Annotated in this window: 15 protein-coding genes; 1 reads left to right on the forward strand and 14 read right to left on the reverse strand. The window is 35.8% G+C overall.

The window, feature by feature from the left end; translation table 11 throughout:
- Positions 1-8: 8 nt before the first annotated feature.
- The 5 genes from HB912_RS06545 to hemE all read right to left on the reverse strand — a co-directional run bounded on the left by HB912_RS06545 (position 9) and on the right by hemE (position 4,203).
- A complete protein-coding gene (locus HB912_RS06545) occupies positions 9-680 on the reverse strand; it encodes a Bax inhibitor-1/YccA family protein (RefSeq protein ID WP_185373129.1) in 672 nt (223 codons plus the stop codon).
- Between the two features lie 132 nt (positions 681-812).
- Positions 813-1,598: a GNAT family N-acetyltransferase gene (locus HB912_RS06550; RefSeq protein WP_185373131.1), complete on the reverse strand. Its 786-nt coding sequence runs from the start codon at positions 1,596-1,598 to the stop codon at positions 813-815.
- A gap of 119 nt (positions 1,599-1,717) precedes the next feature.
- A complete protein-coding gene (locus HB912_RS06555) occupies positions 1,718-2,065 on the reverse strand; it encodes a hypothetical protein (protein WP_185373133.1) in 348 nt (115 codons plus the stop codon).
- A gap of 145 nt (positions 2,066-2,210) precedes the next feature.
- Positions 2,211-3,146 (reverse strand): ferrochelatase, encoded by a 936-nt coding sequence (gene hemH, locus HB912_RS06560; protein ID WP_185373792.1) that lies wholly within the window; start codon positions 3,144-3,146, stop codon positions 2,211-2,213.
- A 1-nt stretch (position 3,147) separates the two neighbouring features.
- Entirely contained in the window at positions 3,148-4,203 is a 1,056-nt protein-coding gene (hemE, locus tag HB912_RS06565; protein ID WP_185373134.1) for a uroporphyrinogen decarboxylase, read from the reverse strand.
- 165 nt (positions 4,204-4,368) lie between these two features.
- Between hemE and HB912_RS06570 the strand changes: the two genes are divergently transcribed.
- Positions 4,369-4,875: an antibiotic biosynthesis monooxygenase gene (locus tag HB912_RS06570; RefSeq protein WP_185373136.1), complete on the forward strand. Its 507-nt coding sequence runs from the start codon at positions 4,369-4,371 to the stop codon at positions 4,873-4,875.
- A gap of 36 nt (positions 4,876-4,911) precedes the next feature.
- Here the strand turns inward: HB912_RS06570 and HB912_RS06575 are convergent, their stop codons facing one another.
- The 9 genes from HB912_RS06575 to HB912_RS06615 are packed head-to-tail and all read right to left on the reverse strand — an operon-like array spanning position 4,912 to position 15,644.
- Positions 4,912-6,741, reverse strand: coding sequence for a MucBP domain-containing protein (locus HB912_RS06575; protein ID WP_185373138.1), 1,830 nt, complete (start codon positions 6,739-6,741; stop codon positions 4,912-4,914).
- 42 nt (positions 6,742-6,783) lie between these two features.
- Positions 6,784-7,734: an ABC transporter ATP-binding protein gene (locus HB912_RS06580; RefSeq protein ID WP_185373140.1), complete on the reverse strand. Its 951-nt coding sequence runs from the start codon at positions 7,732-7,734 to the stop codon at positions 6,784-6,786.
- 13 nt (positions 7,735-7,747) lie between these two features.
- Positions 7,748-8,557, reverse strand: a complete 810-nt coding sequence (locus HB912_RS06585) for an ABC transporter permease (protein ID WP_185373142.1) — start codon at positions 8,555-8,557, stop codon at positions 7,748-7,750.
- The gene (locus tag HB912_RS06590) at positions 8,554-9,618 is read right to left on the reverse strand and encodes a hypothetical protein (protein WP_185373144.1); all 1,065 of its coding nucleotides are present in this window, start codon (positions 9,616-9,618) and stop codon (positions 8,554-8,556) included. The genes HB912_RS06585 and HB912_RS06590 overlap by 4 nt, the downstream gene beginning before the upstream one ends.
- Positions 9,619-9,634: 16 nt before the next feature.
- Positions 9,635-10,438 carry a hypothetical protein gene (locus HB912_RS06595; protein ID WP_185373146.1) on the reverse strand — a complete coding sequence of 268 codons (804 nt, stop codon included), beginning with the start codon at positions 10,436-10,438 and terminating at the stop codon, positions 9,635-9,637.
- A 13-nt stretch (positions 10,439-10,451) separates the two neighbouring features.
- Complete coding sequence (locus tag HB912_RS06600; protein ID WP_185373148.1) at positions 10,452-10,781, reverse strand: hypothetical protein; 330 nt, start codon at positions 10,779-10,781, stop codon at positions 10,452-10,454.
- Between the two features lie 12 nt (positions 10,782-10,793).
- A complete protein-coding gene (locus tag HB912_RS06605) occupies positions 10,794-12,944 on the reverse strand; it encodes a glycosyltransferase (RefSeq protein ID WP_185373150.1) in 2,151 nt (716 codons plus the stop codon).
- Positions 12,945-12,960: 16 nt separating this feature from the next.
- Positions 12,961-15,150 carry a CgeB family protein gene (locus HB912_RS06610; protein ID WP_185373152.1) on the reverse strand — a complete coding sequence of 730 codons (2,190 nt, stop codon included), beginning with the start codon at positions 15,148-15,150 and terminating at the stop codon, positions 12,961-12,963.
- On the reverse strand, positions 15,111-15,644 hold the full coding sequence (locus HB912_RS06615) for a hypothetical protein (RefSeq protein ID WP_185373154.1): 534 nt from the start codon (positions 15,642-15,644) through the stop codon (positions 15,111-15,113). Before HB912_RS06615 ends, HB912_RS06610 begins: the two co-directional genes overlap by 40 nt.
- Position 15,645 lies beyond the last annotated feature (1 nt).

The following is a 15,645-nucleotide window of genomic DNA, read 5'->3' on the forward strand; positions in this document are numbered from 1 at the left end:
GACTTTAATTAGTCCCGTGAACCTGCGAAAAGTTGAAGTAGATATAAAAACAGATTAAGAAAATCCAGATACAAACTTAATGAGAGCATCGGCACATCATCAAGTGAGACATCTCGCTTCATAATTTGGTTAAAATCAAATAAAATGTAAACAGAAAACAGCAAGGTACCGAATCCAGCAATGATCGTTGTCATTCCACCGATCGGAACAAATAAACCAAATAAAGAAAACAAAACTAAAATAATCAGTGCGGCAAATAAAGCCGAACTAAGAAATTGTAAATCTTTTTTCATTTTTGCCCCTACAAAGCCTAAAACTGTAAAGGTTACGGAAGCTGTCACGAATGCGAGTAAAACAGCCATTCCTGCTCCAGCTGTAAAGAAGTAGGTAAGCGTCGGACCGGTCATTAAACCTGTTACAAATGCGAAGCCGAGCAAAAGTGGAAAGCCCCATGTTCGGTTTGCTGTTTTACTCCGGCGTACTAAGATGGCTGCGATAAGAAAAACAAATTCTAAAATCACAAGTGGAATAAACCAACTTGGATCGAGTGAGTTCCCGACTGCCGCTCCTATTGTCGCAACTAATAGTGAAATAACAAACCAGTTTAAAATTTTTTGCATAATCACTTGTTTGGATGCCGTTCTACTTGCTTCAACTTGATGTGCTTTTACTTCATTCATTTCCATCTCTCCTCGTTCGCTATTTCTTATTCTAGTATAGCAAATATCACCCAAATTTCTATACAACTACAGTCCAGTTTTATAAAAAATAGCCTCTTCGATATGAAAAGGCCACGTCTTTTGTTTCTTGCTTTAACGGTATAGGGTGTAATCCCCTACGTCTGTAAAGCCGATTTTGCGGTACATTTTTCCAGCTACCGGGTTATCGTAAAACAAGCAAGGAGTCTTCCCTTCCGCTAGCAAATCACAACAAAGTCGCTTCATAATGGTGCTAGCAAAACCTTGTCCACGATATTCCGCAAGTGTCGCTACGCCAACAATCATTGCCGAAAGAGAATTTTCTGCAGTGGATTCAGCAACGGATACGATTTTCCCGTCTTGTTCAATGTAATAAATTCGTTTTGAGCCTTGTTCTAGTTGTGCAGCGATTAATTCTTCATTTTCATTTCGCTCGCCAAATTCCTTGATTTGTTTCCTCAGTTCAATGATTTCACTAACTTCTTCTTTTATAGCTGAACGAATAATAACTTCTCCATTAGCATCCATCATACTGGCGTTCTCGCATTTGCAGAAGTGTGATTTGTGACTTTTTTCACTTAACTCTGGAATAAGCTTTTCAAGCGGAGCCGTCGCACGTGGCATTCCACTTATCATCGTATTGTCATATTCTTGAATAAGTTCTGCAAATCCTGCTGAGTCAAAATCGTCTGTTTTCGCGTAAGGTAGAAAATTCCGGTCAAACCGAAGCAAGCAAGCTCGAAGCTCTCCTTCTGCATCGTAATCCCCCCAGATGTCAATAAACTCATGATCATAACCAAAATTTTCGATATCTCCAAGAATAAAAATATTCAATAGAGCTTCCGGTTTAAGCAGTGCTTTCAGTTTCTGGTCATCTGACGCCGTCAGCTTTTTAATCAAGTACTTCACTCCCAATCCAAAATAACTAGCCTCAAAATTGGTTCTATTTTAGTTGAAATCACCTAATTAGTCAACAACAAAAAAACGGACGCGAAATGTTTCGTTTCACGTCCATTGCTTTATTCCCATTTGTAATGAATTTCACCAATTTTAAGAAGTAAACTAAGAGCATTAAATTTCTCATTACCTGTATGCAGTTTTTCTTCATCTAAATAATTAATCGGAGCTTGCATAATTTCTTCACGTGATTTTTTAAAATAATCTCGTTCAAGATTTAATTTCTCAGTCGCTTGCTCTATGTAGCGCTCTGCTTTTTTTTCATTTTTGATTTTTCCACTTGTCATTGCCGTGAATGTATTTTGAGAGATTCCCGTTGCTTTCGCGAAGCTTCTCTTTGTATATCCATTTATTGACATGTAAATTGTCATGTTTTCCATTATTTGTTTTATTTCATTCAGCGTTTCCATTTGTTAATCCTCCTCGCTGATTTATTGTACTTGTTCATTATGCCCGACAAAAATGAGAATCTGATTAAAGTAGAATAGTATTCTACTAAAAAATAAGAAATCGTTTTCACGTAATTGCATTAAAAAAGAGCCAAATGGCTCTTTTTTAATGATTTTCAGAATATGCATCCAAAACGACTGATTTCAAGACGTTTAAAAATTCCGGATCGGCATTTGGCATTTTGGGCCGGTGATAGCTTGCTCCAATTTCGTCTGTGACTACTTTACATTCATAGTCATTATCATAAAGCACTTCTAGGTGTTCTGCGACAAAACCGACTGGTGCATAGATAAAATGCTTGTAGTGATGCTTGTTATAAAGGTCTCGAGTTAAATCTTGAACATCTGGCCCAAGCCAAGGTTCTCCAGTTTTCCCTTCACTTTGCCATCCAAGCGCGTAATGCGGAACTTTCACTTCTTTAAAAATCAGTTCCGCTGTTTCTTTTAGTTGATCGGGATACGGATCGCCGAATTGTTTGATTTTCTCTGGCAAGCTGTGCGCTGATACAACAAGTACTGTATCATCTAGTTCATTTTCTGGAATTTCTTCTGCTGTTTGATTGATTCGATCTGCCCACATTTTGATAAAGAGTGGATTTTTATACCAATCATTAATGGAAGTGATTTTTGGTCCGCCGATTGCTTCACTCTCTTCTTGTGCTCGCTTATTATAAGAAGCTACGCTAAAGCTCGAATAATGAGGGGCAAGAACGATGGATACGGCTTCTTCAATTCCGTCTTGATACATTTCCTTCACCGCATCTTCAATGAACGGCTCAATGTGTTTTAGGCCTATGTAAGCTTTAAATTTCACATCGCTTTGAGCTTCATTTAATGTGCGCTCAAGTCCATAAGCTTGTTCTTCTGTAATTTTTGCAAGCGGGGAAAGTCCACCAATCGCATGATAACGACTGCGTAAGTCCGCTATCATTTCTTCTGTCGGCTTTTTGCCGTGTCTAATATCTGTATAGTAACGTTCAATATCTTCATCTTTATATGGCGTTCCGTATGCCATGACAAGTAATCCTACAGTTTTCATTATTCTATTCTCCTTCTTTTAGAAATTTTTCACTGCTTTCATGAACAAATTCAGTTAGTTGTTTTAACATTTCCGGTTTTACTTCTGGGAACACCCCATGTCCGAGGTTAAAAATAAAGCCGGGTTGCTTACTTCCTTCTCGTAAAATCGTTTGCGTTTTTTCAAGACACTTTTCAGGTGCAAGAAGCAAACTCGGATCGAGATTACCTTGCAAAGCTTTGCCTGGAAGGAAAGTTCTAGCTTTATCAATTTGGATGCGCCAGTCAATTCCAACAACATCTACTTTTAAGTCTGCAAATTCTTCCAGTAAGTGACTGGATGCCACTGCTTGCATCACGATGGGCACTTCTGGATGATTGACTTTGATGCTATTGATGATTTTTCTCATGATGGGTTTGATGTATTCGGCATAATCTTCGCGGCTAAGAGCGCCCACCCATGAATCAAATAACTGAACGGCGCTAGCGCCTGCTTCAATTTGCGCATTTAAATAGTCGGACGTCATTTTGCCAAGCTTCTCCATTAAGAGATACCAAGTTGCTGGGTCCCGGTACATCATCGCTTTTGTTTTATAGTAGTTTTTTGAGGGACCGCCTTCTAGCATATAGCTTGCAAGGGTAAAAGGCGCTCCTGCAAAACCAATGAGTGGAACTTTAAGTTGTTCTTCTGTTAAAAGCTTGATCGTGTCTAAAATATAGGGGACATCTTGTTTTGGGCGAAGTTCTGAGAGGTTTTCAACGTCTGTGATGGTTTCAATTGGGTTTTGAATCACTGGTCCAATGTTGCTTTTAATTTCAACTTCAACGCCAAGTCCAACAAGCGGGGTCATGATATCTTTGTATAAAATCGCAGCATCTACGCCATAGTTTTCTACCGGTAAACGAGTTACATAGGCGCATAGTTCTGGATTATGCGTGATCTCAAAGAGTGAATATTTTTCTTTTAGTTTACGGTATTCGGGCTGGGAGCGTCCTGCCTGACGCATATACCAGACGGGAATTCGCGAAACCGGCTCACTTTTTGCGGCTTTTAGAAATAAGTCGTTTGTTATTTTACTCATCAGGTGCCTCTCTTTCTTGAATGCTAAATTTTTCACACTTTTAAGGATACTAAAAATACACCTTAAAACCAAACAGAATGCTTTTCATTACGTTTAAAAGTTGGTATTATTGGGAAAATGATGGGCTGTAAAGGTTAATAATTTCACAGAAAGCAGGTCAAAATCATGGAATATATTTACATTACTTCTGGAACGGAACATTATTTACGTCAAATTTTAGCGGAACACCCTGGTGAAGGCATTATGCTTTTACAAAATTACGAGCATTCGATTTTACTTCACGAAACTGCTGGAGCTAGTGTTTTTAAAGAAGAGAATACATACCGTAAGTTGCAATCTTCTGGTACGATGAAAGGATACGGTTTTGTCACGCTTGAATATGTGATGATGCAACGTGATGAAGAAGTTCCCATCTTCCTACAAAACTATGAACAAATGATACGTCCGCTTCATGAGACTACCGGCCTACAGTGTGTTCAGCTAGGACAGTCGCTTACACAAAACAAATTCTTAATTTTAACTTTTTGGGATTCAGAAGTGTATTATCAAACTTTTAAATCGAGTCCTTATCATGCGCGAATCGTTGAGATGATGGAAAAAAATAATACGCAAATCGGCTTTTCACATATCGATACTTATCACTTTCCTGAGTTTGATCATGATGCGAAATAGGAAAAAGGAGAGGCGCGGCGCCTCTCCTTTTTTTGTTTATTTCGTAACACTAAGTGGAAGCTCTACTCGGTCTAATTCTTTACCTGACAAGTCATAAGCAACCATAAAGATTTTTTCATCAGTAGCCTGAAGCCCACGAATATAATACTTATAGTTTCCATCCGCTGGAACAGTGATGACTTGTCCGCGCTCACCGTTAATTTCTATTGCAACCTTTTTAACGTCTCCCGTATAACTTCCGATCACGTAACTATCTTTTCCTAATACAAATGGATTTACACTCAGACTGCCGCTTGTTATATAATGTGTTAACTCAACCGGTTTTCTGTCTAGTTCTTTCCCTGCTGTATCATAAGCAACCATGTTTACTTCATGCTCTCCAGTTTGAAGTTCATTTCGCTTGTCAAGATAATAACGATAGTTAGGACTATCCTTTGGAACGGCAATACTTTGTCTCATTTCACCGTCTACTTCTAAGGCAATTTTTGCTACATCCCCTTCATAGGTTCCTGTTACATAGCTGTCTTTTTCGAGAATAAACGGAGTTGTACTGATACTACCTGTTGTAACGTAATGGACAAGTTCTATTTGTTTTCGATTCAGTTCTTTTCCTACTTCATCATAGGCAATCATCCAAGCAGTATGGAGGCCACTTTGTAGCTTATTTCCGATGTAATAGCTATAGCTTCCATCTTCTTGAACTGTAATTGTCTGTCCTTTCTCATTGTCTAACAAAACAGCAACTTTCTTAACATCACCTGTGTAGCTTCCAGTGATATAATGGTCTTTTTCCAAAACAAATGGATTTACTGTAAGATCCCCTGTTGTGCTGTAAACATTTACTTTTTTCCGATCAAGCTCAACGCCTGTTTCATCGTAAGCAATCATATAAACCGTATCAGTATCCGAGTGAATGAAATTAGCAGCATAATATTGATAGGTTCCACCTTTTGGAACATTGATTGTTTGTTTTTTCTCCCCGTTGATTTCTAACGCTACTTTTGTTGTATCACCTGTATAACTTCCTGTTACATAACTCGATTGTCCTAACGTAAATTGATTGGTTGTAATCGTTCCAATAGGCATTCTATCTAGCGAAACTTTTTTTCGGTCTAATTCTTTACCATGCTTATCATATGCGTACAACCACACATCTTGCGCAAGGCTTGTTATCAATTTACTTGCCTCATATTGGAAATGATTATCAGAACCCAAAACACTCACAAACGGATAAAATTTATTATTTATGACTAAGCTAATTTGACTAACATCCCCACTATAATTTCCCGTCACAAATCGATCTTTATTAATAGTAAACAAATTAACATCAAGGGTACCTGAACCGTTTTTTATATAGTAAAAAGTTATATTCAGATCTTCATCTGGCATAACTCCGTTCGGTGCTTCTGTTGCTGATTGAAAAACATAATTGTCAATTGCATATTCAGGTATACTATACTTTTCACCGTATTCTAATGAAGCGGAATAGTCTGAATGAATCTTTGTCATAGTATCTTTATCAATATATTGAACTGTTAGCGTATGTTCTTTTTTCTGATAATAAAGGACTATGGTTTGGTCTTCTTGATCCATAGTTCCTGTCAAACTTTTCGATGCATCGACAAAGGTGTAGTGCTCAAATTCCGGCGCCGAAATTTGGTAGGGATCCCCTTCTTTTAGATTTAATTGCTTTGCTTCCTGTAACGCTTCACCCGTATCTTTGTCTAAATATTCAACAGTTAACGTAAAGGAAGGTTCTGTCTCATCTGATGGTACGTCTGCTGCTTTTACTTGTCCTGACTGGAAAAGTAAAGAAGAAACTAATAAAATAGCAAGAACCGCTTGAAACCAAATTTTTTTGTTCATTATTTATAACGCCCCCTATCTTTCTAATAATTAAAAGCTTTTTTAACCTGAAAACATTTTAAAAGCGCTAAATCCTATAGCGCAAATTAATAGTACGACAAGTAAAGCTGGAAAAAAAACTTGGGAAAAATTTAAAGCCCTATGTTTCTCCTTTGTTTTTTTTGCGACATATTGCTTAGCCATCATCTCACTTTGGTAGGCTTCTCGCTCCTCTTTCGTTTTTTTATTAAAGTGATGTATAAATTTACTATACTCAAGGCAAACTTCTTCACTTTCACCAAAAAGTTTTAACTCACCATAATGTAGCCAAGCCACTTGATCACAAATTTCTCTAATTTGGCTAATCGCATGACTAACAAAAAAAATTGTTTTTCCAGCCTGTTTAAAACGTTCAATTTCATTTAGACACTTCTCATAAAATGTAAGATCTCCAACGGCTAAAGCTTCATCAATAATAAGGATATCTGGATCTGTTTGAATCGCTATCCCAAAACCTAATTTAGCTTTCATTCCACTTGAGTATTGCTTAATTGGTTGGTGAATAAAATCATGAAGTTCTGTAAAAAGAACAATGTTTTCTATTCTTGATTCTATCTCTGATGATTTAAAGCCCATGAGTAACAACTTCAATTCAATATTCTCTGTTCCAGTTAAGTTTGGCTTCAGTCCTGAACTAATAGCGAGAAGTGAAACTTTGCCATTTCGTTTAATTTCACCCTTACTTGGAACAAGGTGATCAGCAATTAGACTTGATAGGGTTGATTTCCCTGATCCATTCAGACCAATAAAACCAATGCAACTACCTTGTTTGACCTGAAACGAAATGTCTTCAAGCGCTTGAAAATAAGCTACTGATTCATGACGAAACCGAAAAAAATCGCTAAATTTTTTTCTTTTCAGTTGGAATGTTTTAGTAATATTTTTTAGTGAAACAGCTTCTTCCATTGGCATAGATGTAGACTGTTCTTTGCTTTTTTGAAGTTTTAATCTCATTTTTCATCCCTTCTCACATATATTCCGTAAATTCTGATTTATAACGACCCATTAAGTAAATCCCTAACAATAAGATAAGCAACATGACACTAAAAAAATAAATCGTCCACCATGTTTTTTCAAAAAACCATTCTCTAGAAAGCAAGGCATCTCGGAATCCCTCAACTAAATAAACAAAAGGATTTAGTTTAAATAATTTCGTTAAAATGGAATTTTCATTTGCGGTTACATCAATAACTGCTCCTGAAACAAAAAACAGTAACCGCATTGCTGAATTAATAATAAGCTGAAAATCTCGAAAAATAACAGTTAAAACAGAGGTGAAAAGTGAAATCGTCATCAAAAATAAAACGGTTAAAAAAAAGTAATAAATAAGTTGTAACCATTCTAGTGTTGGATAAAAGCCTGATCCAATATATACAATAAGAAATAAACCTAGCATTGTAAAAAAGCTATTTAATCCTTTTATAACAGCAATTGTAGGTAATATCTCAACCGGGAAAGCTGTCTTAGAAAGTAAACCTAAATTGGAATAGATGGAAGCGGCACCTGAAACAATACTTGAGCTCATGTAAAACCAAGGAATAATACCAATAAGCATCCAATATAAATAGGGAACACCTGAAGGAAGTGCTGCATGTCCGCCAAGTCGTAATCCAAAAACCAAATAATAAATGATAATTTGGAGAGCAGGGCTCAAAAATTCCCAAAACAGACCAAAAAAATGATTTTGATGCATTGCCTTTTTATCAAATTCTGCTAAGCGAAATACTTTATGCCAATTAAGCAAATGCACTTTGCCCCATGCAACTAAAGTTTTCACTTTATCCCTCCATCCGTGTTTCTTTCTATAATTTCTTCAACTTGTTTAAGTAAAAATGGAGTAAAGTATGTGCCCGTTTCACTGTGATTATCATAATCTCCTAAATCCAACTGATAAGTGACACTTTTTTCTGAAAAACGTGTCAAAAGTGGTTTCAAATGCTCTGGATAATGGAAGTCGCCCTCTCCGACATGGAAATACAGCTCTGGAAATTTTTCTGTCAGTTCCACTTGATTAAAAATCAGCTGATTCCAAAATGAAAAACCATACTTTTCATCTGGACCCATTAGCTGGGTAAAACGTTCTCGCATGGAAGGGGAAGTTGCCCTCCTATTTAAATAATCTGCAATATAAATTTGCGGAGCACCAATAATAGCCTTGCCAAAATAATATTTTAAACTGTAATAAAGAGCTGCCGTTCCGCCTTTGCTTGATCCAGTTGCAATAATATTTTCTGGTGAGATTCCTTCTTTATTGGCAATTGTTGTAATAAGCGCGATCACACTTCTCTCATAATCATATGCTCCTCCAAAACCTACATAATAACAAAATTGATTTTTATAGGAATCTAAAATGAATAGCTTGTTAGTATCAACAGGATCAAGCGTGCGAATATGATTATAGACTGGTGCGCCGCCCTTAAATTCAGTAGAATAAAGTCCTGAAAAGGAGATGACTAGTTGCTTGGATCCCCCTTTGGCTTTTTGAAACAAATATTTCACAGGTACATCACTGTAAAATATTTTTTCTTGCTCTAACGTTGTTTCAAGCAACTGCTGATTAGACAAATTTAAATGAATTAAATTCGAAAGCTCATTCCACTGCATAACCTTTTCTTCATTTCGAATAAAAAGTCGAATCTGATAAGTCCCACTATAAGTTGGTGTAATGAATAGCTCATTATGTTTTTGACATTTTTGATACCAGACTCGCTGAATGATACGACCATTTTGATAAAGATAATAAGCAAATTCATAATTTTGACGAAACGATGGGTACAAATCAAACTCAAATACCAATGCTTTATTTTGAAATTTTAATTCTTTCATGTTTACTTTCATAATATTGCCTCTTTCTTCATATCTGCCTTAATAAATACACGTCAGTTCCTACTTGAATACTTGTTTTTTCTGTACGTCTATCTTCCCCTTTTATTAAATCTTCCAAGACCGCAAAAATAAAAGGGGTATACTGATTGACAAGTCTTGTATGTCTTTCTTCACTACGATTCATAAATAGTTGACTCTTAATTCCTTGTTCCTGCAAAAAAAAGCGATACTGCACTAAAGCATCGAACTGAATGTCATTTAATCCTGTATAAAAATTCAAATTACACTTCAAGTTAGCTTGATAAATCGAAGGGGAATAAAAAATTTGATTTACCTGATTTTCAAACTGCTCGTCTTCTGCAAAAAACAGATTTTTTTCTTTAGGACAAAGCGTGTTAATAAAGTCTGCTACATAAATTTGTGGGACAAGTGAAAAAACATCTGTAATGTGTGGATTTAAAAGTCCGTAAAGTAACGCCCCTGTTCCCCCTTTACTGGAACCAAAAGCAATCACTTTTTTATAACCATGTTTTTGAATAAACTCAGTCAGCTCTTGATTTAATTTTTCGTGAATCATTTTACCGTGATCAACAAAATACCAACCATAAACACTTGAAAAGTGATCTTTTATAAAAAGATAATCCACTGTTTGAACTCGTTTGGAAAATTTCATCCAAGTATATCGCTCATGCATTTCTGCTATTTGCTCCTGATTAATTTCATTCAAAAACACTCCAGGAATAGCATCATTTAAAGGTTTTGCAGCATTCTGGAAGACAAGGACAAGGATATCACTGCCATTTTGAAGGTGCATCCCATGTAGCGCTGTCATTGAGATTCTCTCCTCACAATTTAACAATTCGAGTTTTTCGAATTGGCTGGCTTATTTTAGTTACTACTTCATTATTTTTCAAATGACGTACAAAAACCTTTACCCGATATTCACCACCGCTTTTAAGTAAAACTTGATGGGTATCAAATTTGGTATATTTCGATTTATCCACAGCTTCTGGAATCCCCGTCTGATAAGTGTAAAAAGCAAATTCATAATCACTAGGAGTTACTTTACGTGATATATGACATTTTACTTGTAAATAATCATCTGAAATAAAAACATCTAGTCCTTGAATCAATTCTTCTTGTTTCTTCATTTTTTTCCTCAATCTTTTCTTCATTTTAATTGCTCCTCATTGTGCTTTTGTAATCATGTCTTTTATGAGCTGTTCTATCTGAATCACAATTTTGTCACGTGAAAATTTTTTGCTTGCATATTTTTTTCGGCTTATAGTGGCTTCTTTCTCCCACTGTGCATCATAAATGAGACCTTCTGCCTCTTCCAAGGTTGATACAATATAGCGTTTCGGATATACCGTATCAGCACCTTTCCAATTACGAATAATTGGTACGGCACCACCTGCCATTGCCTCTGAAACAGATACATGCGATCCTTCAAAATCACTTGGGGAAAGTAAATACCCAATTTTTTGTAACCATTTATCTACATCATTCCCGTGGGGGTCAAAGATGACGTTTTCTTTCCACGGAGCCCGATCAATTCGTTCGAATAGATCCGTGTAGTACTTTCTTTCCTTTTCTCTTGCCATTAGCCAAGGCAACTCTTCCGGTCGCTTACTTTTAATAAAAAGTTTATAGCGCGGATCTTTTTCCCACAGCTTTTCAAGCAAATCGAGTGCTAGATCAAATCGCTTTCGCGCTGGTAAAATTCCGCAAATACCTAAATGAAACTGATGATCATCTGTTTTAGGTAAATCTAGTTTTGTGCTATCAATCAAATTATCTAAATAAACCATCTTATGTCTTGGAATTTCAAAAATACGATGAAATTCTTCTAACATGTAAGGTGTGATCACAATAATTTTATCTATTTTTTCTTGTACCATTTGCCTCGGATAATTTAAATCTTTTTCCTGAAAATGCATTCGAGTGATTAACACTTGATCTTCTCTTTTATGCTTGGAATACCATACAGCATTTCCAAGTCCCCATTCACAAAAAATAACATCCGCCCATTTTAGACATTCTTGGCTATGTTTTTCATCATGCTTTTCATGTGATGTGAATAGATCTTTTCGCACCTCAAAATCAGGATGTTGTTCAAAATGTTCGATTAACATCGTTGCAAATTTCAAATCATGCCCAGCAAATAGTAAATTAATTTTTTTCTTTTTAAAAGACCAAATAAAATTTTTCAATCGGTCATATGCGGCAGAAAAGGTAAAAGCTTTGCTCGCTTGATAAATTTTTTGAGCTGTCTCGAAATAAAGAGCATCATCTGATAGAACCGCCAAAGTTTTCTCAACAAAGTCAGCTTCATCATCAACAAAAAGTGGATAATCTTTACCTAGTAAATCCTCGTGCATCTTCGTCCGTCTCACAAGTGCAGGTTTCCCTAATCTACCATATTCAAGTAACTTACTTGAAAGTTCAACACTCTCATCATTATCAAGGCTCTCGCTTCTCCAGCTTATTCCAACATCAGCTTCTGCAATCAGCGCTTGGCATTCTTCCCTCGATACGGCCCCCATCCAATCAATAGCTGTTGTTTCTTGAAAGGCCTTTTTTATACGCAGTTGGTTTTTTGGTTCTCGCAAACGCTCTTGAAATTTATCCCCTACAATTTGTGTATGGATCTGAGAATTTTCCTCTGCAAGTTTTTTTGTAGCTTCAATAATCTCTTCTGTATACCAGTCTTCATGGAATTTTCCACTGTAAATCAAGCGCGAATGCCGATTTTGAAATCGCGGTAACTCATTCTCAAAATCAGGAATCATTGGATAGAGGAGTTGAATTTTTTCGCCATCAACCTCAACGAGTTTTTTAAATGCTTCTTTTGTTTCTTTTGTCTGCAGAAAAAGATAATCAAAATGATTATATACTCGTTTTAAGTCCTCTCTCTCCTCTCGTGTTGACCGATTATCGTGTTTAAAATCTGTTAGATACGGAACTGTAATCGCTTGAAATACGTCATAATTCATGATTTCACGTACAAGATTAAATCCACGAACAATCACAAGATCATAGGGCTTTTCTGCTTGCAGATGGGCCATAATCTGAACAGCTTCTTCTACTGTTAAACGTGTATTTTTAGTGGAAAGCATTTTTGAAAATTCCTGAAAAGGTTGAATAACATGTAAATTGTCATAGCCCTCTAGCGCACTAGTTAAACGGTTGTTTTGCTCCTTAGCTTTCAGTAGTAAATCTACTTGAATTCGTGAGTTTGAACTTAATACTGGAGCAATTGAAGTCAGCCATACTGCCGATCCATCCATAAAGTTCAAGTCGATGTCTCCATAAAGTAAGATTCGTAGTTTACTCATTTTATTCACTTCCTTTCTAAATTTCGACTTGATCGCTTAGACTTTTCGTAGCTCTCCCTCCATTTTCAATGAAGTTAAACTTATCACTACTGAAAAATTTAGCGCCTTGACTCATATAAGGAGCCAAATTATGGTCTTGACGAAACTCTTCAAGCACAACATTTAAACCTTTCTTAAAGGAAAAATCTGTACGAACAATTGATCTTGAAGGTAATAATTCGCTTGTATAAATATACTCACTAAGTTGATTTACTGAAGCAAGTTCCTCATGTTCAAATAAGAAATAACTAGATTTTCCAATAAAATCTGCATCCGTATAAATGGACGCAAGCATCAAGTCTTTCAAATAATTCCTTCCGTAAAAATGTTTATCGTTCCACATCGTCATAAAATCTGTCGAAAATAATGTGAAGAAATCTGAATAGTGATCTAGATAATCAGCTAAATAAATTGCAACTTTTGCATTTTGATAATCATTATAAATATGGTTAATATCTGAAAAGTTTTCGATATCCTGAATAAAAATCGCTAATTGCTTTTCTGGATAACTTTGTTTTTCGAATTCATTTATTGCCTGTCTGATATCGTTTTCTGATGCCGCAAAATAGATAACCGTTACTGAATTCTGTTTTACTTTTATTTCAGTTTGTACACCTAATTTGCTCAAGATAAATTGTAATCGATGCTTATACGTATGTTTTTCATAAATTTCGCGAATTCCCTCTAACGATTTACGGCGATATAAAGTTTCATTTTTTTTCATTCCTTGTAATTGTTTGCGTAATTCCTCAGGTTTTTGTGAAATCATGACTAAATTTCCAAACAACCGATCAATTCCTTCTGAATAGCTACTAATGATCGGCGTTCCGCATGCCATCCCTTCAAATACTCGTCGTGAAAACATTGTCGGAGAATGGATGACGCTATTGACATTGAGCATAAAACGATAGCCTTTATAAGCCTTATCGATTTCATTGTAGGGGAGACTCCCCGCAACATTCTCCGAAAACTGTTTAGGAAAACGAAACTCTGGTTCTGTTCTCTCAAAATTGCGGTCATAGATGACAAGTCCAAATTCTTTACTAATTTCTAACATTTCATCCATAATCTGCCGTCTTTCTTGATGACGATTCGCATAATAGGAACCCGCAAAACAAATAGCATCTTTTCTAGGCTCACTCAATTGAATAGGATTATGCAAAGTAGGATTAGCAGCGAAGGGGAGTGCATATACATGCTCATGCTTTGCCTGCTTTTTATAATCCTCTATTTTGTTAGCATCCGAAGTGAAAATGTAATCAAATCTTTTCGCTGAATCAATAAATTTTTCAAAGTGAATCGGGTCTTCTTTATTCCAAAAAAGCGTTGGAATTCCATGTTCCTTACACCATTTTAACAGCGCAAATAGTTCATCGCGGTGAACATTGGCGTATTTCCCAATTTTATATTGCCAAGAATCGAAATTTCCATGCCAAGCAGACTCAACGAACAAAATATGCGGTTTATTTTCAGTCAAGACAGTTTGCCAATTTTCTGGCGTAAAAGTAATCAAGTCCACTTCTGATGAATAATTTGTCATTGTAAATTCATCGAAAATACAAGCTACTTTTAAATCTCGAAACTCTTTAATGGCTTCGATCGGGTTCTTAAGAGTTGTTAGACTTGCCGATTCTTTAACACTAGGTTGAAAGATTCGCTCTAAAATAATATTTTTAATCCGAACTATACCTTTTCCTGATACTTTCAAAGCAAGTCGGAGAAATTCCGTATTTTTACCCAACGTTATAAATTGCTCCTCTTCCACAGAAATCAATGTCGTTTGTTCCTTTTCGTATCCATCATATTCAGCAATCGCTAATTTAGCTTGAATGCCTTCTGACTGCTCAACTTCAAAATGAATTCGTAGTTCTTCTTCTGGTAAGACGCGGATCATGTACTCAGGGAGTCTTGTAAATGCGACATTTTTTTCCATAAAGGAAGCATAATTGGATCTTTCCATGCTGTTAGCGAAGAAAAGGTCGTTTTCTACAGAATAAATATGCAGTCCTTCTTCTTCAATATGCCACCAATTTTTACTATCTAAGAGAATTTCTTCTTTAACTAACTTAGGTTGGATCTCAGAAATAATTTTTGTCTGAAAATAATTTATGGATTTATAAATTTGATTTACTTGCTCTTTAAAAGAATTTTCCTTCTTAGTTTCCAATACGTTCCAGTCCATTTCATTATTTTTGTATTTAGCATCTTTTGATAGCGCTCATTTAATGTTTTATATGCCTGTTCCTTTTGCTTAAATTGTCTGTCCAATTTAAAATTCGTGCTTTCCAGCTCTTCGCTTTTTTTCACTAGTTCTTGTAAAACGTGACGTAATTCTTCTAATAAACTAAAGGTCTTTTGTTTATACTCACTTAATTCCGCCTTCGATTCTTTCAATTCTTTTATTAATTTTTCTTCCATCCTAGTTGCTTTCTCTGCTGTTCTTTTCGTTATTTCTAGTTCTTCCATTTTTTGAGTAAAAGCTTGTTTTTCTATATTACTTTCTTCAAATTGCTCTTGTAATTCCTTCATTTTTTGCTTTAAATGCTCATTTTCAGCTTTCAATGAAATTTCTTTATGAATGGATTGTTCCAACTGAAGCTCCTTCTCTTTAAGTTGCCTCTCAAAAAACTGTTTTCCCGTAGTTACTGTCTCTAACTTCATT

The organism is Listeria aquatica (assembly GCF_014223975.1).
Classification (GTDB): Bacteria; Bacillota; Bacilli; order Lactobacillales; family Listeriaceae; genus Listeria; species Listeria aquatica.